The organism is Cyclobacteriaceae bacterium, from assembly GCA_013141055.1.
In the GTDB taxonomy this organism is placed as follows: Bacteria; Bacteroidota; Bacteroidia; order Cytophagales; family Cyclobacteriaceae; genus ELB16-189.
Genome location: JABFRS010000002.1, coordinates 776,078 through 799,966, shown reverse-complemented (window position 1 = coordinate 799,966; position 23,889 = coordinate 776,078). Strand labels below are relative to the sequence as shown.

Below are 23,889 nucleotides of genomic sequence, written 5' to 3'. Positions count from 1 at the left end.
GGTTGCCGGTAACTAGCAGTCTGTAAGTAGGTATTGATTAGGAGGGTATACTATTAGACCTTGTCCAGTTCCTCAAGTTCTTCAGTAAAACTTCCTGAAAGTATTGGAAATCTGCACCAACTCCTGGGGTCAACATTGAGATCGTCAAAGTGAAAGGAAGGAGCAAAGCGTTCACGTTTCCATTGATTGATGGACCAAAGTCTAAAGAATTTTTTAATCCAGCCTTTCAATTCGGATTTTGGGTACTCAGAAGAAAGTCTTTTGAAGATTTCAACCGGAGGTCTTCTTTCAAAAATGGCCAGACGCTCGATAGCAACCAGAACATTGTACGGCATCAGATCTTTTTCATCAGTTTGAGCACGCTCCGATGGACGTAGTTCAGCAGTAGGTTGTAAATGATTGACTGGATCAAGACCTTTATGATCTAATGCCTGTTGCGCCCAGCGAAGCCATTGAATGATAAATGGTTTATCGATGCCAGCAATAGGAGCAAGGCTTCCGCTTGTGTCTCCGTCCATAGTGGCATAACCAACATCACCTTCACTTCGATTGGAAGTTGTTAATAGAATGGATTGCTTGATGTTTGCCAGCAACCAGATAATCGGGGATCTGGACCGTGCCTGAATATTTTGCAAGGCAATATCATCCTGATCCCAGGTTAATGATCTTTTTAAAGCTCCTTCAATTTTTGTCCGATAGGAATTTGTTTCTTCTTCGATCGACCACTGATAGAATTGAGCACCAATAGAATCCGCTAATGTTTGTGCTGCGTGAAGAGTTTTGTCAGAAGAGTTTTTTGTCGACTGATAAGCGCATGTTAGAATTTTATTGACGGCTTTGTTTACATCTATGGGTAGGTCCTTTTCTTCAAAGCCAAGCTGTGCCCAGAATTTTTCCCAGCCTATTTCTTTTGAGGCTCTGCGAATCATTTCAGCCACCAGGACTGCACATAAAGACGAATCGGCACCACCACTGAGGCTTAATACAAATCCTTTGGATTTACTTTTCCTCAGATAGTCAAAAAGAGCAAGGGATGCAGCACGGGCAAACTCTTCATTCTTTTCTTTTCCGTCAGATGATTTTATGATTTCTGATTTGGCAGGATTCTCAAAATCAATCAGGCAGGAGAGGAGATTAAAATTTCTGAAAGACAAACGGCTGTTTTCTTTCAGGAGCTTGCCTTTTTGTGAGATGATAATATCTCCATCATAAATCATTCGGCCGGCTTCATTACCTAAATGATTAACAAATAAATAAGCGCAGTTAAATTTCTCCGAGCCATCGAGAACGACTTCCTGAGCTCTTAGCTCACTTTTTCCGAAAGCAAAATGACTTGCGCTTGGATTCAGGATAAGGTCCACTTTGCGTTCAGCAAGACGATAGCCTGGACGATTCTTCTTTCTCCAGGCGTCTTCACAAATTTCGAAGCCGAAATGAATGCCATGACTTTCGTAAATAAGGTCCCCCGCACTGATTTCTTTTCCTTCGATAGTAAGACTAACTACTTTCCCGGCTGGCCACGCGTCAAACCATCGCGGTTCATAATGCACTCCGTCTCTGGCAAGGTTTTGTTTAAGCGTAACACCAAGAATTTCCTGATTTTTAATGACGCAGACCCCGTTATAAGTAATGGAGTTGATCCTTACCGGGATGCCAATACAGACAATAATATCTTTTGAAGCTTCAACAACGGCAGAAAGTTTTCTCCAGGCCGTTTCAGTTAGCCAATCACTGAGAAAAAGATCTTCACAGCCATAGCCGGTAAGGCAAAGTTCGGGCAGGCAAAGAAGTGCTACATTTTGCTTCCGTCCTTCCTCAATAGCATCAAGAATATTGGTGACATTGTTCTTCCAGTGAAAAGGAATCTGGTTTAATGTGGCTCCGGCTATCTTGAGAGTAGTCATTAAGGCAAAGGTAGGATATGGAGGCGGTTATTTTATGGAAATAACGATGAAAGGCCGCTACACAATATTTAACTGTTCGCATGTTTTCATGGCAGCATCCTGTTCGGCTTTCTTTTTTGTAAATCCGAAGCCGGTGCCATAAGGCTGGTCGTCAATAAATATCTGGATCGAAAACTCTTTCTGATTCTTGGATTTTTTAGTCTCCATCATTTCAAAGCGTACCGTTTTATTATTACGCTGTGTCCATTCGATGATCTTGCTCTTATGATTAAAGTTAGATTGGATAACAACTTCAAGATTAAAGTGAGGTTGGATCAATTTATCAATCACAAATTTTTTAGCCCGAAGGTATCCGCGGTCGAGGTAGATAGCGCCCACGATGGCTTCCAGTGTGTTGCCCAGCACTACTTGTTGAAGTTGTACATTTTTCTGATCGAACTGCACGATGAGATTGATGCCCATCTTTCTTGCAAGAAGATTCAGTGAATCACGATTCACAATACGTGAACGTATTTCCGTAAGGAAACCCTCATCTTTGAAAGGATACTTCTTGAAAAGATAATCCGCTACGGCTGCGCCAAGAATGGCATCACCTAAATACTCCAATCGTTCATTGGATTCCCGAAAGCCATCAGTCTCCTTGCTGCGACTTGTATGAAGGGTAGCAAGTTTGTAGAGAGAAAGATTGGATGGAGTAAATCCAGTAATGGCCTGGATTGCCTTGGTCAGTTTTTTATCGTCTTTCTTTGATTGACTGGCGGAAATTTTCAGGATGCTCCACACAGGGTGACCTTACTCAGGCTTTCTGATAATGATACAGGCATTATGTCCACCGAAGCCAAACGTATTGCTTAATGCGATGTTGACATTGCGCTTTTGAGCTTTGTTGAATGTGAGATTAAGGTTTGGATTGAGACCTTCATCATCAGTAAAGTGATTGATCGTAGGAGCAATGATTCCTTCGTTCAGCGCCAGAAGACAAGCGATAGCTTCAATGGCTCCCGCAGCACCCAAAAGGTGACCTGTCATTGATTTTGTGGAGCTGATATTCAGCTTAGATGCATGTTCACCAAAGACTTTTTCGATTGCCTTGATCTCTCCAATATCTCCAAGAGGAGTGGAAGTTCCATGGGTATTTACATATTCAATGTCGGACGGTTTGATACCAGCCTCTTGAATAGCAAGGTTCATAACATTGATAACACCCGCACCTTCAGGATGAGGAGCAGTGATGTGATATGCATCGGCAGTCATTCCGCCGCCGAGAATCTCACCATAAATTTTTGCACCGCGTGCTTTCGCATATTCATATTCTTCAAGCACCAACGCACCAGCACCTTCTCCCAGAACAAAACCATCACGATCCTTATCATAAGGGCGTGATGCAGTTTCAGGAGAATCATTGCGTTCAGAAAGGGCTTTCATAGCATTGAATCCACCAATGCCTGCCTCACAAACAACTGCTTCAGAACCGCCTGAAATAATCACGTCAGCTTTGCCTAAGCGGATATAAGTAAATGCATCGTAAATAGCATGAGTAGAAGAGGCGCAGGCAGATACCGTTGTATAGTTCGGTCCACGAAAGCCATACTTAATAGAGATATGTCCTGCGGCAATATCCGCGATCATTTTCGGAATGAAGAAAGGATTGAATCGTGGAGTACCATCCCCACGTCCAAATGATTTCACTTCTTCCGAGAATGTTGTAAGACCTCCAATACCCGACCCCCAGATAACCCCGACACGATCAGGGTTTATGGTTGAAAGATTAAGTTGTGAATGGATGATTGCTTCATCAGCAGAGATAAGAGCGAACTGCGCGAATGGATCGAGTTTGCGTGCTTCTTTCCGATCCATAAAGTTGGTCGGATCGAAGTTCTTTAGCTCGCACGCAAATTTGGTTTTGAAGAGAGTTGCATCAAACCTGGTTATAGGTGCAGCCCCGCTTTTTCCGGCTTTTAAACCTTCCCAATATTCGTTGAGAGTATTTCCGATTGGCGTGAGTGCACCTATCCCAGTGATAACAACCCTTTTAAAATTCATGCTGAAAAATTGGTGTCAGAATTTAAAATCAGGATACGTCCTGATTATTTCTTCGCGTTTTGTTCCAGATAAGAAATTGCTTGTCCTACTGTAGCGATATTTTCTGCCTGGTCGTCCGGAATGGAGATGTTAAATTCTTTTTCAAACTCCATAATCAACTCGACTGTATCAAGAGAATCTGCTCCCAGGTCGTTCGTAAAGCTTGCCTCAGGTGTTACTTCAGATTCTTCTACTCCCAGTTTGTCGATGATGATCTGTTTTACTTTTTGTGCGATGTCAGACATGTTTATAAGGTTTAAGGTATTTTAAAAATCTGCGCAAAGTAAGAGATTTGGAGCCATATTGTCAAACTTTTTACTTTTCAATATACCTGTCCAAATGACTGCGAAAATCAAGAAAAATAAGCTTGAGATTGAATACTCTTATGATTTTGAATTGCTGGGAGTGAGGACTTCATTAAAGGGCTATAAACTGGCCTGGCACCTCAATAAAACATTGAAGACCAATCTGGTAAAGCAGCAGGATCTGATCATTCACTTTAAAAAAGACCTTACTGCATCCTATGATCATTATTCATTTCAGACGCCGCTTAATGAGCTGCACCTTTTCAAAAACAGGGCTATGGAAGGAGAGAACGCCACGCCTGAATTAGTACCTGAATTTCCTCATTTTGATTTCATTTTAATGACCCAAAGTGAGGAAAACCTGTCCGGAAATCGATTGCAGGAATACTTGCGGACTATTCCTTCCGTTGAATTGGTCACTTTGATACCTTTGTCGGCCTTAAAATCGAAGGATAGCTTTATTTTTTAATGAAATAGCCTTTGATTAAGGCCTCACAGAACTAACTATCAGAATGGAAAAAGCTTCTTTTAACAAGACCAAAATTGTTGCCACCGTCGGGCCAGCATCCAGTTCAAAAGAAATGCTTCTCGCCCTTGCCAAAGAAGGTGTTGACGTATTCAGATTGAATTTTTCTCACGGTAAACATGAAGACCACCAAAAAGTGATTGACTTTGTGCGTGAGATCAACAAAGAAATGGGATCTCATATTGCCCTCCTGCAGGATTTACAGGGCCCAAAAATCCGCGTTAATGAAGTTAAGGAAGGTACAATTCTCACACCAAGAGAAACCCTGATCATTACTACCCGTGAAGTGGTGGGAGATCATCAACTGGTCAGCACCAGCTATAAAGGTTTGCCAAATGACGTCAAGCCAGGTGACATGATCCTGATCGATGATGGTAAGATTGAATTGAAAGTTATAGAAGCAAGAGATATAGATGTTGTCTGTGAAGTGGTTTACGGCGGCCCATTGAAATCCCGCAAAGGAATCAACCTCCCTTATTCAAAGGTTTCGGCTCCATCGTTAACAGAAAAAGATCTAGTAGACCTCGAGTTTGGTCTGAAGAATAAAGTTGATTGGATAGCTCTTTCATTTGTCCGTAAGGCAAAAGACATTGATATCCTTCGTGCGATCATTGAAAAGAATAACTCAACCAGTCGCATCGTTGCAAAGATTGAAAAACCCGAAGCCCTGGAAAATATTGATGCAATTCTTGCGGCAACAGATGCTGTCATGGTGGCCCGTGGTGATCTTGGAGTTGAGATCTGGCTGGAAGAAGTTCCAATGGTTCAGAAGATGCTCGTTGAAAAATGTAATAAACTTGCCAAGCCTGTGATTGTCGCAACGCAGATGATGGAAAGCATGATTGAGAACCCGCGCCCTACACGTGCGGAAACCAACGACGTTGCGAATGCTGTTATGGATGGAGCCGATGCTCTAATGCTTTCTGCAGAGACCGCGGCTGGTAAGTATCCTATTGAAGTGATCCGAAGCATGGTTCGTACCATCGGGTCAGTAGAAAAGCAAGCAGCTCTTTACTACCGCTTTCGCGAAGTCGATGCTCACTCACCAATCTTTATTCACGACAGTTTGATCCTGGCAGCCTGTAAACTTGCACAGGAAGTGAATGCTAAAGCAATTGTAGGAATGACTTCTTCGGGGTATACAGCTTTCAAGTCTTCTTCACATCGTCCAAATGCAAACATTTTTGTGTTTACCGGAAATAAGGCTGTATTGAACACGCTGAATCTTGTGTGGGCTACACGCGCATACTATTACGAGAAGTCAAATTCCACAGACGAAACAATTGCGGATGTTCAGGAGATATTAAAACGTGATGGTCATGTAAAGACCGGAGATATCTTCATCAGTCTTGCCAGCATGCCAATTCATGAAAGAAGCAGGACCAATATGATGAAAGTAAATATTGTGAGCTAAAATTTGGTAATTCATTGATTTGAATTTTGTCAAATCAATGAATTACTGATTACTTATTGGTGTTACCAAAATAACATTTTCCCTCTCTACAACGACTGCTCCGGCAGGATCTCCTTTTCTCTTCCTCACAAATTTCTTAGCAGTATATGCTACAGGGCAAAGCGATTCATTCTTGCGTTTGGAATAAAAGGCCGCAAGACCCGCTGCATGTTCAATGACATCTTTTGGAAATGGCTTTCCTGATTGGTACTTGATCAGGACATGTGATCCTGCCACATCTTTGGCGTGAAGCCACAGATCTTCTTTGTACGAGTGTTTTAATGTAAGTGTGTCGTTTGATTGTGCATTCTTTCCTACCCAAATCCTGAAGCCTTTGAACTCAAACTCCCGATAAGGGAGTGCAAGCGTTTTTTGCTTGTCCGGTACTTGTTTAACAACATCGCCCGAAAGATTTTTTAATGAATTCAAATCAGATGCACTCTGTAAGGATTGCTGAAGTTGTTCAAGTTGGAAAACTTCTTTTTCCTTTTTTTCTATTGAATCTTTTAAGGTCTTAATCTCAATTGCCTGATTTTTTGACTTACGATAAAAAACCTCGGCATTCTTCTGTGGGCTCAGTTCTTTCTTGATCTTTATGGTGACGGGCTTCTGATCGTTATAGAAGTTTTCTACCTCTACCACTTCTGAGCCTTGTCGAATGTTGTTCAGATTGGCCATAATAAGGTCGGCCCATTGCTGATAATGTACATCAGTTTCAAGTTCTGATAATTTTTGTTTATTCTTTTCAAGGTAGGACCTTGCTTGTTTCAATTTCCCGTTGACTTGTGAGAGGAGCGTAGATTTTTCTTTTTGAAATGCCCCGGTTGAAATTCTCTGATGAAAGAATTCATTGATTGCCTCTATTGGATCTTGAAATTTATTGACCGTGAATTCGGAAGGGAAAAGACTTAAGGAAATGCTCTCATTCGTATTCGTAATAAAGTATGAAGGCTTTTCCAGCGCCTTTAACATCTCCATTATCAGCTTCCAGCGGGCTTCAATTCCCATCTTTTCAAAGCCATTTTCATTTAAATGACTCCAGATCTGTTTGCCGAATGTGAAATAGATTGTGCTTAAGGCCGACTGATTTTTTGAGAAGTTCTCAAAGCTCCAGTCAATCGTGCGATCCAGTTCATTTAATTTGAGTTCAAGATCTGCCTGAAAGTTATTGCGAAATATTTCCTGAACATTATTGCCGGTAAACCAGATAACGTTTGAGCGCGCGCCATGCATAGTAAAGATAAGAGAATGCTCGTTCTCCAAAAGCACGGCAAAGCTTCTTTCATTTGAAAATTGACGAACACCCAAAACTTTATTCATGATAATCTTCTCAAAAAGATCAATACTGTTTTTTCGGGCACGATGAAAAGCAGTCGGAAATGATAAACACTGGAATTCAGGAGTGAGACTGGCTTTTATGAAGAAAGAACTCTTAGCGTTATTGAATTCAAGAATCAGTTCGTCTTTGTTTTGGCTGAAGCAGGAAACTAATGTGAATCCTTCAAGGCAATGCTGGAGTGAGTTAGATAGTTGACGAAGGAAATAGAAGTTATTATGCACAAGTCAATATCCAGGGAGACGATCCGGTCTACAAAGTAACATTTAACCCATCATAAGCCAAGGCTATGGAAGAAGGGAGTTCCTTCTCAATTTGCTTGTGGAGGCCAAGCTTATGACTAATGTGAGTAAAATATGTTTTCTCAGCACCAATTTTTTGCGCCATTGCGAGTGCTTCCGGAAGATTAAAGTGAGAGACATGTTTTTCGCGTTGAAGGGCGTTGAGCACAAGAACCTTCGTCCCTTTTAATTTCTGAATGGTCTCTTCTGAAATCAAATTTGCATCCGTGATATAACTGAAATCCTTGATGCGAAAACCTAATACAGGCATGTGCAAGTGCATGACGGGTAAAGGAATGAACGTAACTCCTTCAATACTAAAAGCAGAATCAAAAATCTCGATCAGATTGAGTTGAGGAATGCCGGGATACCTGTTGGGTTCAAATGCATAAAAGAATTCGGATTTCAATTGTTCAAGGACAGGCCGCTGTCCATAAACATCCATGTCTTTTCCTTGAAGAAAATTATACGCACGAACATCATCAAGACCTGCTGTATGATCTTTATGGCCATGGGTAAAAATCACCGCATCGAGTTTGCGAATATCTTCACGTAGCATCTGCTGACGAAAATCAGGGCCAGTATCAATCACGAAACTTTTTCCGTCAACAGAAACGTGAACAGAAGTACGAAGCCGGTTATCTTTAAAATCAAGAGATCGGCAAACTTCACACTGGCACCCAATCACGGGTACACCTTGTGAAGTGCCGGTGCCAAGAAATGTGATTTTCAATTATTGAAGTTTGACTTCTTCAGAGGCAAGTTCTTCATACAATTTCAAATTCTTCTCGCTGAATTTACTGGTATCGAGCGCAACGTTTCTGAAGATTTCAAGAAGGATATTAATCTTGCCCTCTGTTGTAAAAAACTTATTAACAACAATGATCTTTTGGTCGCGGAGCAGGCAGTAACCTGATTTGAAATTGCCTTTCTCGTAGCGTAGGAAATAATCCGATTCTGCGATAAGGTCTTCCATTTTGATGAGAAACTGATTGGTATACTTAATCATTCGTAGTGGCGAATTTTGCTGCAAGTTAGGGACAAATAGATGAAAGATTAAAAGATTAAGACGAAAGATTGGAGATATGTTGACCAAAGGAAACCTGCCCGTAAATTCAACAAGTTTTTCTTTTACTTTACAATCATGTCTTCCACCAAAACTCTTATTGTAATCGCTGGCCCTACGGCGGTGGGAAAGACCGAGTTAGCAATTAAAGTTGCGCGGCATTTTGATACCGAAATTGTCTCTGCTGACTCCCGGCAGATATATAAAGAGCTGGAAATAGGAACAGCCAAGCCCACAGAAGAGGAGCTTTCCATGGTCACACATCACTTTATTAACACGAAATCGATTCAGGAGAATTATGATGCTGGCACCTATGCACGAGAGGCCAGAGGGGTAATCGATCAGCTGTTCAAAACTCATGATTATCTTGTTATGTGTGGTGGATCAGGATTATACATCAAGGCTGTGACTGAGGGATTTGATGATCTTCCTGAGGTTTCTGACGTCATACGATCTCTGGTAATTGCAGATTATAACCTTAAAGGATTGTTGTGGCTTCAGGAAGAGGTTGCTTCACATGATCCAGACTATTTTGAAGTAGTGGATCGTCACAATCCCCAAAGATTGATGAGGGCGTTGGAGGTAATAAGAAGCAGCGGAAAAACGTTTTCAGGTTTTAGAAAAAAAGAGAAGATCGATCTTCCTTTTAAGGTAATTAAGATTGGATTGGAACTGGAACGCGAAGAGCTGTATAAACGTATCGACGACAGAATGGATAAAATGATAAGTCAGGGATTGTTCGAAGAGGCCGAAAAATTCTTTACGCTGAGACATTTGAATTCATTACAAACCGTTGGCTATCAGGAACCATTCGGTTTTTTTGAAGGAGCATTTGACAGGGAAGAGGCAATCAGGCTGATGAAGAGAAATTCCAGAAGATATGCGAAAAGACAGATGACCTGGTTCAAGAAGGACGGAGAGATTAATTGGTTCGGCTCCGGAGACATTATGAAAATACTGAATGTGATAAAGGACGGAAGTGTTTAGAATTTTTTAAAATTAGGAGATGAAGAGAAGGTCTTTTATAAAAGCGGCAGGAACTCTTACCGTTGCGCTATCTACGGATGTTTCTGCTTTTGCTAATATATCGTTTCCGGCAAGTGACTATAAAATCGTACTGCGAAACGGAAGATCTTTCTATGAAAATAAATGGCAACTCCTGGATATCGGGATTGATGGTGCGGGAAAATTGAAGATCGGTCCTGTTAATTCATTGCAAGGAGAGCAGATCATTGATGCCTCAAACAAAATCGTCTCACCTGGATTTATTGATATCCTTTCTGATAACTCCGCTAGTCCTCAACGTACCTATAAGATTGTAGAGAAATTTAAAATCGCGGATGGCGTTACAACAGCATTGCAGATGCATGGCGGCAACGCGACAACTTCAGTTTACTATGAGGCGTTTGGTAAATTACCTCATTACATCAACTATGGCGTCTCTACCGCGGTCATGCACATTCGGTATGGAGTTCAAAGCTTAACCGATCGCAAAAAGAAAGTTGAGAAATGTCTGGAGGAAGGAGCGCTTGGTGTTTCTCATAGCATTGAATATCAGCCTACTCCTTATGAAGAGACCCTGGAGTATGCAAGGCTGGCGAAGAAGTATGACCGGACTTTCTTTCTTCATTTGAGGTACTCATCGTCAGAGCAAGAGTTGGAAGGTGTGGATGAAGCAATCCGCATTGCAAAGAATAGCGGAGCAAGAGTTCATATTGATCACCTTCACTCGACGGGTGGTACCTATCATATGAAGGAAGCTTTGGATAAAATCCAGCTTGCCAATTCACAAGGACTTTCAATTACTTGCTGTGTTTATCCCTACACCTTCTGGGCAACCTATTTGCATTCAAAAAGATTTGATGAGGGCTGGCAAAAGAGATATGGACTTACCTACAATGACCTGAGATTGGTAGGCACTGGTGAACGATTGACCAAAGAGAGTTTTGCAAAGTACCGGGCTTTGAAAAGATTGGCCGCTGTTCCGGAAGGAACTCTTCCTCTTGAGAATACAGTTGACCTGGCACTCAGGAAAGATTTTTGCATGATTGGTTCAGATGGTGGGATAGAGTATGAACCTAACGCGAATTCTCATCCGAGAGGAGCTGGGTGTTTTTCCACAGCGATTCGTCATGGTCTTGATATTGGAATGCCTCTCGAAAAAATTCTGGAAAAAGTGACAACACTTCCGCGCAGTCTCATCCTGCCAGCTATGAATGAAAGGGGTGTCTTGAAGGAGGGTACATTTGCTGATATCACAATTTTCGATGAGAAGAAAATCAAAGCAAAGGCTACTGTTGAAAATCCAAACCAGTTCTCGGAAGGTATTGAGTTGGTGATAGTTGGCGGCGTTATTACTTATAAAGATGGAAAGTTGATTGGAAGTAACGGTGTTGGCATCCGATACCAGAAGGTATGAGAGGTCAGAACATTAGACTTCTTATTTTTCACATTCTTTATTCTGCTCTTCAGAAACTAATTTAGCCCCGTGAAAAAACTCCTCATCATCACCTACTACTGGCCTCCTTCAGGCGGTAGCGGCGTTCAGCGGTGGTTGAAGTTTGTTAAGTATCTACCTTCCTTTGGATGGCAACCATTTGTATTTACTCCCGACAAACCTTCTTTCGAAATCAGTGATGCTACTTTGTTAAAAGATGTTCCCAAAGAAGCGGAAGTCATCCATTTTCCAATCTGGGAACCATACGGACTTTTTAAAAGTATTTCAAAGATTGCAGGCAGGAAGTCAGTGAGTCAAATTGATATGATCTCTTCAGGAAAGAAGAGCATGTTTCAGCGTATCAGTAGCTGGATCCGGGGGAATGTGTTTATTCCTGATGCCCGCATTTTCTGGGTAAGTCCTTCAGTAAAATTTTTACAGGATATTATTCATTCAAATAATATAACAACGATCATCACTACAGGTCCGCCACACAGCCTTCATCTGATTGGATTAAAGCTTAAGAAAAAAAATCCTTCTCTTCATTGGGTTGCTGATTTCCGTGACCCCTGGAGTGAGTGGGATCTTTTGGATACTCTTTCATTAAGCTCATTTGCGAGAAGAAGGCATTGTGAACTTGAAAGGGAGGTACTTCAAACCGCAGATCGCGTCGTAACAATTGCCCCCTTTCATGTAGATCGGCTAGAAGTATTAGGAAAAAGAAAGGTAGATCTGATCACCAATGGATTTGATGAAGATGATTTTGCGGGAATTCAAAAGAATGCCACAAACATTTTCACCGTCCGGCATATTGGAATGGTAGATGAGTTGCGGGATCCCAAACCCTTTATGCTGGCAGTGAAAAACCTCTCCATTCAATCAAATGAATTCAGTAAAAATGTTAAGATTGAATTTATCGGATCCGTAAATACTGCCTTTCGGGAATTTGTTGCAGCAGATCCATTTCTTTCTGAGATCACTCTGTTTTCAAAACCGATGCCACACGAGGCTTTGGTGAAACTCTATGGTGAGACAGATATTCAGTTGTTGATATTGGCACACACCGCTCTGGCAGCCGGCAATCTTCCTGGTAAGTTTTTTGAATACCTCGCGAGCGGAAATTTTATTTTTGGAGTTGGGCCTGAAATAGGAGATGCTGCCACGATCTTACAAAGTACACAAGCAGGACGCATGATTGATCGGAATAATGCAACGGCGATCAAGGCCTTATTGCTGGAACGTTTTGAATGCTGGAAAAATGGTTCTACAGAAGACAGAAGAAATGTGAGATTGTTCAGCAGAAAAGTGCTGACTGAAAAAATGGTGAGCCTCCTGAAGTAACAGATCGCTAAATTGGTATCTTAAAATACCTTACAATTTTTATAAAGAGATTATTCCCATCAGGAGATACGCGAAACCACAGAGTCAGCACTCCAAAGACAGTCGTAATGACGGCAGATCGGGATATCATATCTGCAATTACCCAATCTACTCTCGGCATCAGATATTGAGCAATCCAGGCGGCAGCGCCGATAACAATTACTTTTATAAAGGCAGATGAGAATGGCTGAAGCCTCATTTTTATCCAGATAAAAATAAACTTAACAAGGTTAAAAACGATCAGCGTAACAGCGGTGCCTATTGCAGCCCCTTCAATACCATAGATTGGTATAAGAATATTGTTGGATGTAATGATGACAACTGCAAGAATTAAGATCAGAATAATGTTAAACCGAAAATACTTTGAATAAACGATCAGCTCACTACTGGGACCGAACAACATATCAACAAGCTTTCCGGCACCTACAATGATCACCACCCACTTACCGGTTTCATAAATCTCACCTTTGGGCATTAGTAAAAATATTGAATCGAGATTGGAAACAATTCCTATCAAGAGCAGGGTTCCAAGTATGAACTGATTCAATGAAGTTTTGTGGTAAATATTTTTGACTTCAGCGAGATCATTCTTTTCAAAGCCTCGGGAAATAAGGGGAGAGGCAATCTGTGTCATGGCCCGCTTTGGAATTTCAATAACGGTGGCCATGTATGCGGAGGTTGTGTAGATCGCAACAGATTCAAGTCCCAATAGACCGGCTACCATCAAACTGTCAACTTTACCAATGATGATCAGGCCGGCAGTTCCGGCAAAGCTTAACAGGCTAAAGTTGATAAGGTCTTTCCAGAGGGCGGGCTCAATAGATCGGATTTCAATTTTCAAATCAAGATAGCCCTGAGCTAAAAGTGTTCCCACTAATATGAGCAAACAGAAGACATAGATCAGCACAGAGCTAATCATTACCTGTGGAAAAGTAAGTACTCCTTTGAAATACAACAGAACGAGAATAGCCAGCAAAAGTCGAACGACTATTTCTTTGAGAAGATTAGGCAGAACATTTTTCAGAAGAGATCGTGAATAAACTTCCAGTAAAGTAGTGATCACGGTGATGAATGTCAGCCACAGGGCCAGACTGGAATAATGAACAAATTCTTTAGCGTTGGCTTGAAAGTATCCAAGGATTTGTTGTTCAAAAACGAAGAATCCAATAAGGAAGAATCCAAAGGCGATCATGCCTGCCAGCAATATGATATTGATGAAATTTCTGGATCGGGTCTGGTTTCCCATGAAGCGGGGAAAGAAACGGATGATGCTTTGAGCCAGTCCGAACTGAGCAAATTGGGCTAACAATATTGCTGAATCTTGCAGGGTGCGCATCAATCCCACCTGCTCAGGTGATAAAAAGCGTGGATACAGATAAAGCAAATTCACATAACCAATCCCCACACCGATGTAAGATATGATGGTGGTAATGATGCTTTGTCTGATGATGACACCCATTTTTGAAATTATCTGCCCGCAAAATACTTTATTTGTAAAACTTAACGTCATTCTGTGGGATTGCTGAATAATATTTTAGGAAAGAAGGGGCTTCAATTTTTTTTCGAAAGACTTTATCGTTTTTCACTTAAAGGAATGAACTATGGCCGGGCCAGCGACTATAAGCATAACGGTGAATCATCGATGCTGACCCAGATCAGTTCCCGTATTGAATCTCTTTCTCCTGTTCTTTTTGATGTCGGAGCGAACAAGGGAGAATTTACCCAGCATATCCTTGATGTTTGGGAGGGAAGAAAGATTCGCTTGTATGCCTTTGAGCCTTCAGTAAATACGTTTACTATTTTGAGGAATTCGACACTGTACTCTGAGGATGTACATCTGATCAATAAGGGTCTAAGTGATAAGGCAGGTAAACTGGAGCTTTACTATGATCGTGAAGGTTCTGGACTGGCATCTGTTTATCAACGTGATCTTTCATATCACAATATTGATTTTACAGATCACGAGACAATTGAGCTCACTACACTGGATGAGTTCTGTGAAGAGAATGAAATTGAGTACATCGACTTTCTTAAACTTGATGTTGAAGGACACGAGCTTGCGGTTTTAAGGGGCGGCAGAAAGATGTTTGAGGAAGGAAAAGTTAAAATGGTTCAATTTGAATTCGGCGGATGTAACATCGATTCGCGATCCTTCTTTCGTGATTATTTTGATTTCTTCAAAAAGGACTTTGATCTTTACCGGATATTGTCTGATGGTTTGAGGCCTGTAAGTTCTTATTCCGAAAGACTGGAAGTTTTTCTTTCTGCAAATTATCTGGCGGTGAGAAAAAATTGAATAATAATGATTCTAAACACCAAACCATTACCTAGTTTGGCAACTTCAAAAACAAACATTCTCCAATGGGGCTTAAACAAAGACTTAAGAAAATTCCTCAGGCCTATAATGCTCTCCTGTTTATATTGAACAGTATAAATTACTTTGACTGGCGTTTCCATCGGGATTTTCCGCGGTATAAAATCACACCTTATTGGCAACAGCGTATCGCAATTGTGAAGATGAGCACGGATAACCAAAAGCTGGAGCATGTTGCTGAAGCTGGGAAGGTCTTCTCAGACCATCAGCTTGTTCATAATGGAATGAAAATCACCCTGGGTAGTTATTATGATTATGGTAACACTCATCTTCTGATGGAAAATCATGGAGTTCATGAGCCTCAGGAAGAATATGCGTTCAATGAGATTATGAAAGTAATTCCTGTTGGTGGTACCATGATGGAGCTTGGGAGTTATTGGGCATTCTATTCGATGTGGTTTGCAAAACGTGTGAGGGGCGCTCAGTGTCTTATGATCGAACCTGATCCTCACAAAATGAATTTCGGAAAGTTGAACTTTAAGCTAAATGGATTGGAAGGAGTTTTTGATGCTGGGTTTATAACGGATGAAGCAGACATCAATCCTTCCATCCCATTTTATTCAGTCGACTATTTGATGAAAAAACATAGTATTAGTCATTTAAATATTCTTCATAGTGATATTCAGGGTTATGAGTTGAAAATGCTGGATGGATGTAAGGATGCAATGAATGCCAGTAAAATTGACTACTTTTTCATATCAACTCACAGCAACGAACTTCATCAATTGTGTATTGATAAATTGAAGCGTCATGAGTATTTAATAGTCTGCGATGCTGATCTTGATGAGAGTTTTTCTGTTGATGGTTTGATTGTAGCTAAAAGAAGAGGAACGGAAGGCCCTGACATAATTAGTATTTCCAAGCGGGTCAAATAGGAATGATTTATAATTTTTGAGACTTTAAATATTCTGGCATGTTGAAATGCTTTACGGTGATAATGCTCATTACCTGCATGCTCATTGAATCTCAGGGACAGGTCTATCCCACTAAATTCAAAAAAATAAGCCGGACTTCCGGAGGTTTAACGACTCCCATCAATACTGGAGCAGTGTTTGGTATACTCTGTGCTGCTATTGGTGATCTTGATGACGATGGTGTTACAGATATCGCCGTGGGGGCGACCAATCAAGGAGGTGCAGACAGAGGTTCAGTCTTCATACTTTTTTTGAACAGAGACGGAACTGTAAAAGGAAGCCGTGAGATCCTCCCATTAGAGTCTAACCAGAATGATTCTTTTGGATCCTCAATTGTCGCATTGGGCGATATGAACGGTGATGGAATTGAAGACATTGGCGTGGGTGCCAACTACGATGGAGATGGTGGAGGGACTTCGGGATCGCTCTGGATACTTTTCATGGAAAAGAATGGTACCGTGAAAGGTTCACAGAAAATCAGTGCTACACAAGGAAATTTTACACAACCCTTAACTGGTTCTTCAACTTTTGGAACAGGTGCGACCAATCTTGGAGATTTGGACAATGATGGAGTAATCGATTTGGCTGTTGGATCGTTCGGACATGGACAAATTGATGGTGCAGTTTATATTCTCTTCATGAATAGCAATGGGACTGTAAAAAGTTCAAGAAAGATTACTCAAGGTACAGCGGGCATTTCGTTTGATAACGATGGATATTTCGGATATGGTTTAAGTGCACTGGGAGATGTGGATGGTGATGGAGTCACGGATCTAGGGGTTGGTGCTCACCGCACGGATGACGGAGGTGTGGATCGGGGAGCAGTCTGGGTAATCTTTCTAACCTCCACTGGCTCAGTTAAGGGTTTCAATAAGATAAGTGCCACTTCAGGAAGTTTCACGCAATCGACTGGTAGGTTAGGTGTTTCTATTGCAGGGATTGGAGATTATGATAGTGACGGAGTGCCAGATATGATTGTGGGAGGCAATGATGCTTCGGGCAGTGGTGCCATATTCTATTTGATGTTGAATAATAACGGAACTGTGAAATCGAGTTATAAAATTAGCTCAAGTAGTGGTAATAATGATTTGGTTCTAAAATCGAATGATTATTTTGGAGGAAGCATTGCTTTCTTAGGAACCGATATTAATAATGACGGAATTAAAGATATTGCCATTGGCGCTTTTCTTGATGATGATGGAGGAACGGACAGCGGTGCAATTTGGATAACTGCCGGTTGTCAAACACCCACTTCCGATGCAGGTACCAATCAAAATGTTTGCTCTGGTAATCAAGTGATTCTTCAGGCTGGCAATCCTGCGATTGGCACAGGTACTTGGTCTGTATTGCAAGGTGCAGGTATTTTTGCAAACTCTCATAATCCTATAAGTCAGGTGAATAATCCGGCAAAGGGGATTAACAAATTTGTTTGGACTGTGATGAATTTTTCCTGCTCTGCAACTGATACGGTAACCGTTGAGGTTCTTGAGATGCCAAAAGCAAAAGCAGGAATAAATCAAAATGTTTGTATTACTGATCCTGTAATTCTTGGGGCTGAAAGCCCTTCTCTTGGTATCGGCACATGGTCAGTATTGCAAGGTGCGGGTAGTTTTATAAACTTACATGATTCCGAAAGTCAAGTAAATAACACTGAAATAGGGATTAATAAATACTTATGGACTGTAATAAACTTAACTTGTTCAATGAGTGACACTGTTACGATAACAGCATTTGGAAAATTGAAGGAAACAGATTTTCCAAATGTAATCACACCCAATGGAGATCTCAAAAACGATGTATGGATTATCAATAACATCAACGATGCACCTGATAATAACATTAGGGTATATAATCGATGGGGTTTGTTAGTCTTCAATGCCTCCAACTACAAGAATGATTGGGGTGGTGATCATCTTTCTCCAGGAACTTACTTCTATTACTTTTCTGATGGCTGTAAAACGGACATTAAGGGTTCGCTGTTAATTACTCATTAGAGTAATTTTTTGAGAAAGAAAAGCCGGCTAACTTTGACCATTAAAGATTCTGAATAATGATCATTGTTCGTCTTAGAGGCGGTTTAGGAAACCAGCTGTTCCAGTATGCTGCTGGTAGCGCTCTGGCGGAGCATTACAAAACCGAACTCACACTGGATCTTTACACTTACACAAAGCATCCTTATCGTAAGTTCGAATTATCCAAATTCAACATCGATGCTCGTGAAGCCACACGAAAGGAAATTCATCAATTTACGGGTTCCAATCCCATAATCCGTTATCTGAACAAACGGGAAAATTACTTTCGATGCCCCACCGTCTTCGTTCAGCCACACTATCATTTTTATCCTGACTTTCTTTCACTGCCTTCCAACCTTTACCTCAGCGGCTATTGGCAGAGCGAAAAATATTTTGAGTCCATTTCTGAAAAGATAAGGCTTCAATTTTCGCCAAGCCTGCCCCTTGATTCAAAAAATGAAGGGATGAAAATGAAAATGCAAACTGAAAATAGTATTGCGGTGCACGTCAGGAGGGGAGACTATGGCGCAGAGACAAAGCACTCCTCTTCGTTCTTCAAAGTGCTCCCGATGGATTACTATCAAAAAGCGATCTCGAAAATGAACTCAGAAATCGAGCAACCGATTTATTATTTTTTCTCTGACGATTCTGAATGGGCCCGCAAGAATTTTACCAATATGAATGCTGTCTTTGTAGATCATAATAAAGGAAATGAATCTTATAAAGATTTATTACTTATGTCCGCCTGTAAACACAACATCATCGCCAATAGCACCTTCAGCTGGTGGGGTGCTTGGTTAAATCGGAACTCAGAGAAAAAAATTATTGCTCCACAGCAATGGTTTGGGTCAGATTATCTCACTAAAAAAGAACCAGTTTATACAAGTAGGTTATATAATACAAAAGATCTTATCCCTGAATCATGGGTAAGACTTTAATCACCAATGTTGTAATGCTTGCGAATGCGGGTCACAAACCGCTTGACACACGCATCTATTACAAGGAAGCCAGATCATTAGTGCAGTCGGGCTACAAGGTTTCCATTATCATTCCACATCACGAGGATTTTGTAAATGAAGGTGTCGCTATTCTTTCAGTTCCGTTACCACGGAAAGGATGGGAGCAATTGGTAAAGTGCCCCTGGAGAATTTTTAAAAAAGCAATGAAACAGCCGAAGGATGCCGTGTTTCATTTACATGATTCTGAACTGTTGATGGTTGGAATTGCTTTGAAGGTGTTCAATAGGAAGGTAATTTACGATGCTCATGAAGACACTCCTTTGCAAATATCATATCAACATTGGATTCCATGGATTGTCAAAAAACCTTATACATGGTTTTACAGAATTCTGGAGAAGATTGCAGGATGGTGGTTCGATGCCATCATAGTCGCTGAGCCGGTGATTGCGAAATATTTCCCGTCACGTAAAGTAACTCTCATTAGAAATTTCCCAATCAGTGAATCCTTCAGGGAAATAAAAAACTCACAAAGCAGCTCATTAGTATATGTCGGATTGCTCAGTAAGCCCCGTGGTCTTGTTGAAATGCTGGAGGCACATCGTATTGCATCAGAAAAAATTCCCATTGAATTTATTCTCGGTGGAAAGTTTGCGCCCGCATCTTTGGAAAAGGAATTGTTAGCAAAGTATCGGGTGAATTATCGTGCATGGCTTCCATACAATGAGATGATCGCTACTGTATTCTCTTCTACAGTTGGAATTATTGTCCCGCACCCTATTGAACGGTATAAAACAAATTATCCTGTCAAGCTATTTGAATACATGGCAGCTGGCAAACCTGTGATTGCCTCACGTGAAGGTGAGTCAGCAGCATTTGTCATCGAGGCAGAGGCGGGTATTCTCGTTGATCCGCTAAACGTAAACGAAATTGCGGAAGCCATCACCAGACTAATATCTTTTCCTGATGAAGCAAAAGTGATGGGCGCACGTGGAAGGAAATTGATCTTTGAGAAATACAACTGGGAAAAAGAATCAGAAAAATTAATAGGACTTTATCGTTCTCTTTAAAATATGTTTAAAAGTTTTTACAGAATTTTATCAAGTCTCGGTATCTATCCGAAATTAGTACTCACAAGCCTGAAAGGTTGGCCATACTTTCGACGTGATTATCGGGAGATAAAAAAGCAACTCAAGAACTATCCTGATTTTCAAATCTCTGGACTCTATCCAGTCTTACGTGAGCGTTTTGAGACAAATGGTGATTTGAAAAGCCACTATTTTCATGAGGACCTCACAGTTGCCAGGCGTGTTTTTGAAAATAAGCCCGTAAAGCATGTTGATGTTGGTTCACGCGTTGACGGATTTGTGGCCCATGTAGCCTCCTTTCGTGAGATTGAAGTTTTTGATATACGCCCTCAAACGGCAATCGTAAAAAACATTCGCTTTATCACTGCTGACTTTATGGAGGTGTCTCCAGAACTTTATGGATATACAGATTCATTGTCGTCACTCAATGTTATTGAGCATTTTGGACTTGGTCGTTATGGGGATCCGATTGATGTAAAAGGTCACCTGAAAGGAATTCAAAACATGAACAAGGTTCTGAAGAAAGGTGGAAAATTTTATTTCTCTACTGCCATCGGCCCTCAACGCATTGAGTTCAATGCTCACCGTGTGTTCAATGTAGCATATCTGATCAATTTATTTGAACCAGATTACACTATTGATTTTTTTTCCTATGTAAACGATCGCGGAGATCTTTTTGAAAATGTACCTCTTGCGGAAGAAGATGTAAGAAATAATTTTGGCTGTGTATTTGGATTCGGAATATTTGAAATGACAAAAAGGTTTTGATGCTGACTTAGAGCTTCTTCACCTTATCAGGATTCTCCTTCACAAAACTCTCCCAGCTTCCTTTCTTCGCCTTCCCAATCCCCTTCTGGTAATGATGACATACTGCAACACCCAACGCATCAGAGGCATCCAATAGTTTTGGTAGTTCTTTCAAGTTAAATATCTGCATCAGCATTTCGCTACCTGCTCTTTCGATGCATTACCATTTCCGGTAACCGATTGCTTTACCTTTTTAGGAGCATACTCCGTTATTGGAATATCGCGGTACAGTGCAGCAGACATCGCCACTCCCTGCGCACGCCCAAGCTTCAGCATCGACTGAATATTCTTTCCATAGAAAGGAGCCTCCAGCGCTACCTCATCCGGCTTGAATTCTTCCACCAACCCCAGCACACGATCAAATATCTTCTTGAGCTTCAGCTCATGGGTTTCATAGCTGCTGAGCTGGATCACACCAAACTGAATTAAATCCATTTTGCTGCCTCGGATCAGGATCAATCCGTAACCCATCACGTTTGTTCCAGGGTCTAATCCGAGAATTATTTTCTCTTTTGGAAGCGTGCTTGGTTTCGTTACTTTTTTTTCAACTTTGCTCACACCCGCAAAATACAGACAACTTTTTCAATGACCGGCATCTTCACCGTTATTTTAAGTTTTTACTGTATCCTGCTCATCGTCCTGCTCGTCGGCTGGATCCTTGTTCGCAGGCAATCCATTTCCCTAAATAAGGTTGCAACACCCGGCATTTCTATTGTGCTCGCTGCAAGGAATGAAACAAACCTTATCGAAAATATTATCACTGACTTTTCCAGGATCGCTTACCCTTCAGATAAATTCGAAGCAATCATTGTAAACGACCATTCAACAGATGATACAGTACTTCGGGCCGAACAACTTACAAAGAACTTTTCCAACATCCGGATCCTTCATCTCCCTCAAGGCAAAGAGGGTAAGAAGCAGGCATTGACATTCGGGATAGAGAATTCATCATTTGAAATCATTGCCGCCACCGATGCTGATTGCCGTATTTCCAAGAACTGGCTTCGTTGCATTGCATCTCATTTTGAAACGGATGAAACGAAAATGGTTATCGGTGCAGTTAAACTCACTGCCGGTAAGTCTTTCTTTAAACGATTGCAGGTAATGGAATTTATAAGTCTTGTGGGATCAACAGCTTCCACCATCGGACTCGGACACCCGATCATGTGCAACGGTGCGAACCTTGCATTCAGAAAAGATACTTTCAAAGAAGTAAAAGGTTATGAAGGAAATCTTCAGATCGCGTCCGGTGATGATGAATTTTTAATGCGCAAGATTTTTAAGCGCTATCCAACTGGAATAAAATTCCTTAATTTTTATGAAGCCGTTGTCAGCTCGTTGCCACAGGAAAGTATCTCAGGATTCTTTCAGCAAAGACTTCGGTGGGCCGGAAAATGGAAGCATAACTCTGACCTTGTCACTCAAGCCATTGCTGTTTTGATACTGTTGGCACAGATCTCTTTTATCGGATTGATAATTCGAAATCTTAATAGTGTGGATGCCACCGTCGTGCTGATCGGTGTCAAACTTTTTTTGGAAGGAACCATGATCTTTTGGACCGGAAGGTTTCTGGAGAGACGCTTCGATGTTCTGGCATTTGCCGCTCTTCAGATATTATACCCTGTCTATGTTGTGGTAATCGGCATTGCTTCACTCATGATATCGTATCGCTGGAAGAATAGAAATTATAAGTAAGGTATATTGAGGTAATTTTCTTTTATTTTTACCGTTGATACAGAAATGAAGGAATCAGAACTACAGATACAATTAGACCGTAAAGAGCTTGAACTCAATGCACTGCTTGAGATTACGCAGGCGATCAATAGCAATGTGCCGGAAGAGTCTCTGTACAAGATGTTTAACTTCACCCTTCGCTCAAATCTTAGGATCAAAAAACTGGCCCTCTATGTTTTCGACGAAAAATGGAGATGTGTTGTCAATTTTGGAACGAAGACTAATTTTCTCAAATGCCCTCTGGACGATCGCTTTCACCTCATCAAACAGGTGCACAAGCTTATCGAATTTGAAAACGACTGCAACTTCCATGAGTTTGATATTGTCGTTCCTGTCGCTCATCAGGATGACACTCTCGCCGTTGTCTTTGTGGGTGGGATAGAGGCCAACAAAGAGAACCGTGATTACGAAGACAGCATTCGCCTCATCCAGGCGTTAAGTAATATCATCATCGTTGCAATTGAGAATAAAAAGCTCGCCCGCAAGCAATTGGAACAGGAAGCTTTCCGCAAGGAGCTTGAAATTGCCAGCGATGTTCAGCAGTTTCTCTTTCCTGATAAGCTTCCAAACACAGAACGATTGAAGATGGTAGCAAGCTATCTTCCTCATGACATGGTAGGAGGTGACTATTATGACTATGTGCCTATCAACAAGAACCAGTTCTTACTGTGTGTTGCCGATGTAAGTGGAAAAGGAATTGCCGCTGCACTGATGATGTCCAATTTCCAGGCTTCGCTCAGAACGTTGCTCCGTCAGATGCCAAACCTTTCTGAGATTGTCGAAGCTCTTAACTATCAGGTGCTGGACAGCGCCAAAGGCGAACGATTCATAACTTTCTTTGGTGCTATTTATGATATCAATCTGAAGACACTGGTCTATGTGAATGCCGGTCATAATCCTCCATTATTATATGATCGTAAACATGGTATCCGGTTGCTGGAAGATGGATGTACTGTCCTCGGTGCTATGCAGCCTTTGCCATTCCTGAAGGAAGGCTTCATTACCGACCTTGATGATTTTCTATTGTTCTGCTATACGGATGGTCTGACGGAAACAGCCAATGAGCAGGATGAAGAGTACGGACAATCTTCCCTTATCAAGTATTTCGAAGAGAACCATGAAAAGGATTTGAATGTAATTCATCAGGATATCATTGTCAGGCTGGATGGTTTCAAAGGACGTAATAGTTATCGCGACGACATCACCATGTTAACATGCCGCGTCAGTAACTAAT

Annotated in this window: 21 protein-coding genes and 1 pseudogene; 13 read left to right on the top strand and 9 right to left on the bottom strand. The window is 41.3% G+C overall.

All coding sequences use genetic code 11. The features are described from left to right. Nucleotides 1–53: 53 nt before the first annotated feature. The 4 genes from nadE to HOP08_18055 are packed head-to-tail and all read right to left on the bottom strand — an operon-like array spanning nt 54 to nt 4,231. Nucleotides 54–1,904, bottom strand: coding sequence for an NAD(+) synthase (gene nadE, locus HOP08_18070; protein ID NOT76835.1), 1,851 nt, complete (start codon nt 1,902–1,904; stop codon nt 54–56). A gap of 57 nt (nt 1,905–1,961) precedes the next feature. Next, nucleotides 1,962–2,687 (bottom strand): ribonuclease III, encoded by a 726-nt coding sequence (gene rnc, locus HOP08_18065; GenBank protein ID NOT76834.1) that lies wholly within the window; start codon nt 2,685–2,687, stop codon nt 1,962–1,964. A gap of 9 nt (nt 2,688–2,696) precedes the next feature. Further along, nucleotides 2,697–3,947 (bottom strand): beta-ketoacyl-ACP synthase II, encoded by a 1,251-nt coding sequence (gene fabF / locus HOP08_18060; GenBank protein NOT76833.1) that lies wholly within the window; start codon nt 3,945–3,947, stop codon nt 2,697–2,699. 44 nt (nt 3,948–3,991) lie between these two features. After that, nucleotides 3,992–4,231 carry an acyl carrier protein gene (locus tag HOP08_18055; protein NOT76832.1) on the bottom strand — a complete coding sequence of 80 codons (240 nt, stop codon included), beginning with the start codon at nt 4,229–4,231 and terminating at the stop codon, nt 3,992–3,994. 94 nt (nt 4,232–4,325) lie between these two features. On the opposite strand from HOP08_18055, the gene HOP08_18050 reads away from it, so the two are divergent. After that, entirely contained in the window at nt 4,326–4,760 is a 435-nt protein-coding gene (locus tag HOP08_18050; protein ID NOT76831.1) for an IPExxxVDY family protein, read from the top strand. 43 nt (nt 4,761–4,803) lie between these two features. Continuing rightward, nucleotides 4,804–6,231: a pyruvate kinase gene (gene pyk / locus HOP08_18045; protein NOT76830.1), complete on the top strand. Its 1,428-nt coding sequence runs from the start codon at nt 4,804–4,806 to the stop codon at nt 6,229–6,231. Nucleotides 6,232–6,273: 42 nt separating this feature from the next. On the opposite strand, the gene HOP08_18040 is transcribed toward pyk, so the two are convergent. From HOP08_18040 to HOP08_18030, 3 genes are read right to left on the bottom strand one after another with little or no spacing between them, the layout of a single operon-like run. Next, nucleotides 6,274–7,830: a DUF814 domain-containing protein gene (locus tag HOP08_18040; protein NOT76829.1), complete on the bottom strand. Its 1,557-nt coding sequence runs from the start codon at nt 7,828–7,830 to the stop codon at nt 6,274–6,276. A 28-nt stretch (nt 7,831–7,858) separates the two neighbouring features. Beyond that, on the bottom strand, nt 7,859–8,620 hold the full coding sequence (locus HOP08_18035; protein ID NOT76828.1) for an MBL fold metallo-hydrolase: 762 nt from the start codon (nt 8,618–8,620) through the stop codon (nt 7,859–7,861). Further along, a complete protein-coding gene (locus HOP08_18030) occupies nt 8,621–8,896 on the bottom strand; it encodes a hypothetical protein (protein NOT76827.1) in 276 nt (91 codons plus the stop codon). Between the two features lie 135 nt (nt 8,897–9,031). Here HOP08_18030 and miaA point away from each other — a divergent pair, with 135 nt between their 5' ends. The 3 genes from miaA (at nt 9,032) to HOP08_18015 (ending at nt 12,731) form a co-directional block, all read left to right on the top strand. Next, complete coding sequence (gene miaA, locus HOP08_18025; protein NOT76826.1) at nt 9,032–9,940, top strand: tRNA (adenosine(37)-N6)-dimethylallyltransferase MiaA; 909 nt, start codon at nt 9,032–9,034, stop codon at nt 9,938–9,940. A gap of 19 nt (nt 9,941–9,959) precedes the next feature. Beyond that, nucleotides 9,960–11,372 carry an amidohydrolase family protein gene (locus HOP08_18020; GenBank protein ID NOT76825.1) on the top strand — a complete coding sequence of 471 codons (1,413 nt, stop codon included), beginning with the start codon at nt 9,960–9,962 and terminating at the stop codon, nt 11,370–11,372. 69 nt (nt 11,373–11,441) lie between these two features. Beyond that, nucleotides 11,442–12,731 carry a glycosyl transferase gene (locus tag HOP08_18015; protein NOT76824.1) on the top strand — a complete coding sequence of 430 codons (1,290 nt, stop codon included), beginning with the start codon at nt 11,442–11,444 and terminating at the stop codon, nt 12,729–12,731. Nucleotides 12,732–12,738: 7 nt separating this feature from the next. On the opposite strand, the gene HOP08_18010 is transcribed toward HOP08_18015, so the two are convergent. Continuing rightward, entirely contained in the window at nt 12,739–14,229 is a 1,491-nt protein-coding gene (locus HOP08_18010) for an oligosaccharide flippase family protein (protein NOT76823.1), read from the bottom strand. Nucleotides 14,230–14,364: 135 nt separating this feature from the next. On the opposite strand from HOP08_18010, the gene HOP08_18005 reads away from it, so the two are divergent. The 6 genes from HOP08_18005 (at nt 14,365) to HOP08_17980 (ending at nt 20,882) form a co-directional block, all read left to right on the top strand. Further along, entirely contained in the window at nt 14,365–15,066 is a 702-nt protein-coding gene (locus HOP08_18005) for an FkbM family methyltransferase (protein NOT76822.1), read from the top strand. A 65-nt stretch (nt 15,067–15,131) separates the two neighbouring features. Continuing rightward, entirely contained in the window at nt 15,132–16,019 is an 888-nt protein-coding gene (locus tag HOP08_18000) for a hypothetical protein (protein NOT76821.1), read from the top strand. 62 nt (nt 16,020–16,081) lie between these two features. After that, entirely contained in the window at nt 16,082–18,052 is a 1,971-nt protein-coding gene (locus HOP08_17995) for a T9SS type B sorting domain-containing protein (protein ID NOT76820.1), read from the top strand. A 56-nt stretch (nt 18,053–18,108) separates the two neighbouring features. After that, on the top strand, nt 18,109–19,008 hold the full coding sequence (locus tag HOP08_17990) for an alpha-1,2-fucosyltransferase (protein NOT76819.1): 900 nt from the start codon (nt 18,109–18,111) through the stop codon (nt 19,006–19,008). After that, the gene (locus HOP08_17985) at nt 18,993–20,096 is read left to right on the top strand and encodes a glycosyltransferase family 4 protein (protein ID NOT76818.1); all 1,104 of its coding nucleotides are present in this window, start codon (nt 18,993–18,995) and stop codon (nt 20,094–20,096) included. Before HOP08_17990 ends, HOP08_17985 begins: the two co-directional genes overlap by 16 nt. Before the next feature lie 195 nt (nt 20,097–20,291). Next, nucleotides 20,292–20,882 carry a DUF268 domain-containing protein gene (locus tag HOP08_17980; protein ID NOT76817.1) on the top strand — a complete coding sequence of 197 codons (591 nt, stop codon included), beginning with the start codon at nt 20,292–20,294 and terminating at the stop codon, nt 20,880–20,882. 7 nt (nt 20,883–20,889) lie between these two features. Here the strand turns inward: HOP08_17980 and ruvC are convergent. Further along, a pseudogene (gene ruvC, locus HOP08_17975) lies at nt 20,890–21,392 on the bottom strand (crossover junction endodeoxyribonuclease RuvC). 114 nt (nt 21,393–21,506) lie between these two features. Between ruvC and HOP08_17970 the strand changes: the two are divergent. Together HOP08_17970 and HOP08_17965 are read left to right on the top strand one after the other, a co-directional pair. Then, nucleotides 21,507–22,616 carry a glycosyltransferase gene (locus HOP08_17970; protein NOT76816.1) on the top strand — a complete coding sequence of 370 codons (1,110 nt, stop codon included), beginning with the start codon at nt 21,507–21,509 and terminating at the stop codon, nt 22,614–22,616. Nucleotides 22,617–22,661: 45 nt separating this feature from the next. After that, on the top strand, nt 22,662–23,888 hold the full coding sequence (locus HOP08_17965; protein ID NOT76815.1) for a PP2C family protein-serine/threonine phosphatase: 1,227 nt from the start codon (nt 22,662–22,664) through the stop codon (nt 23,886–23,888). The last annotated feature ends 1 nt before the right edge of the window (nt 23,889 follow it).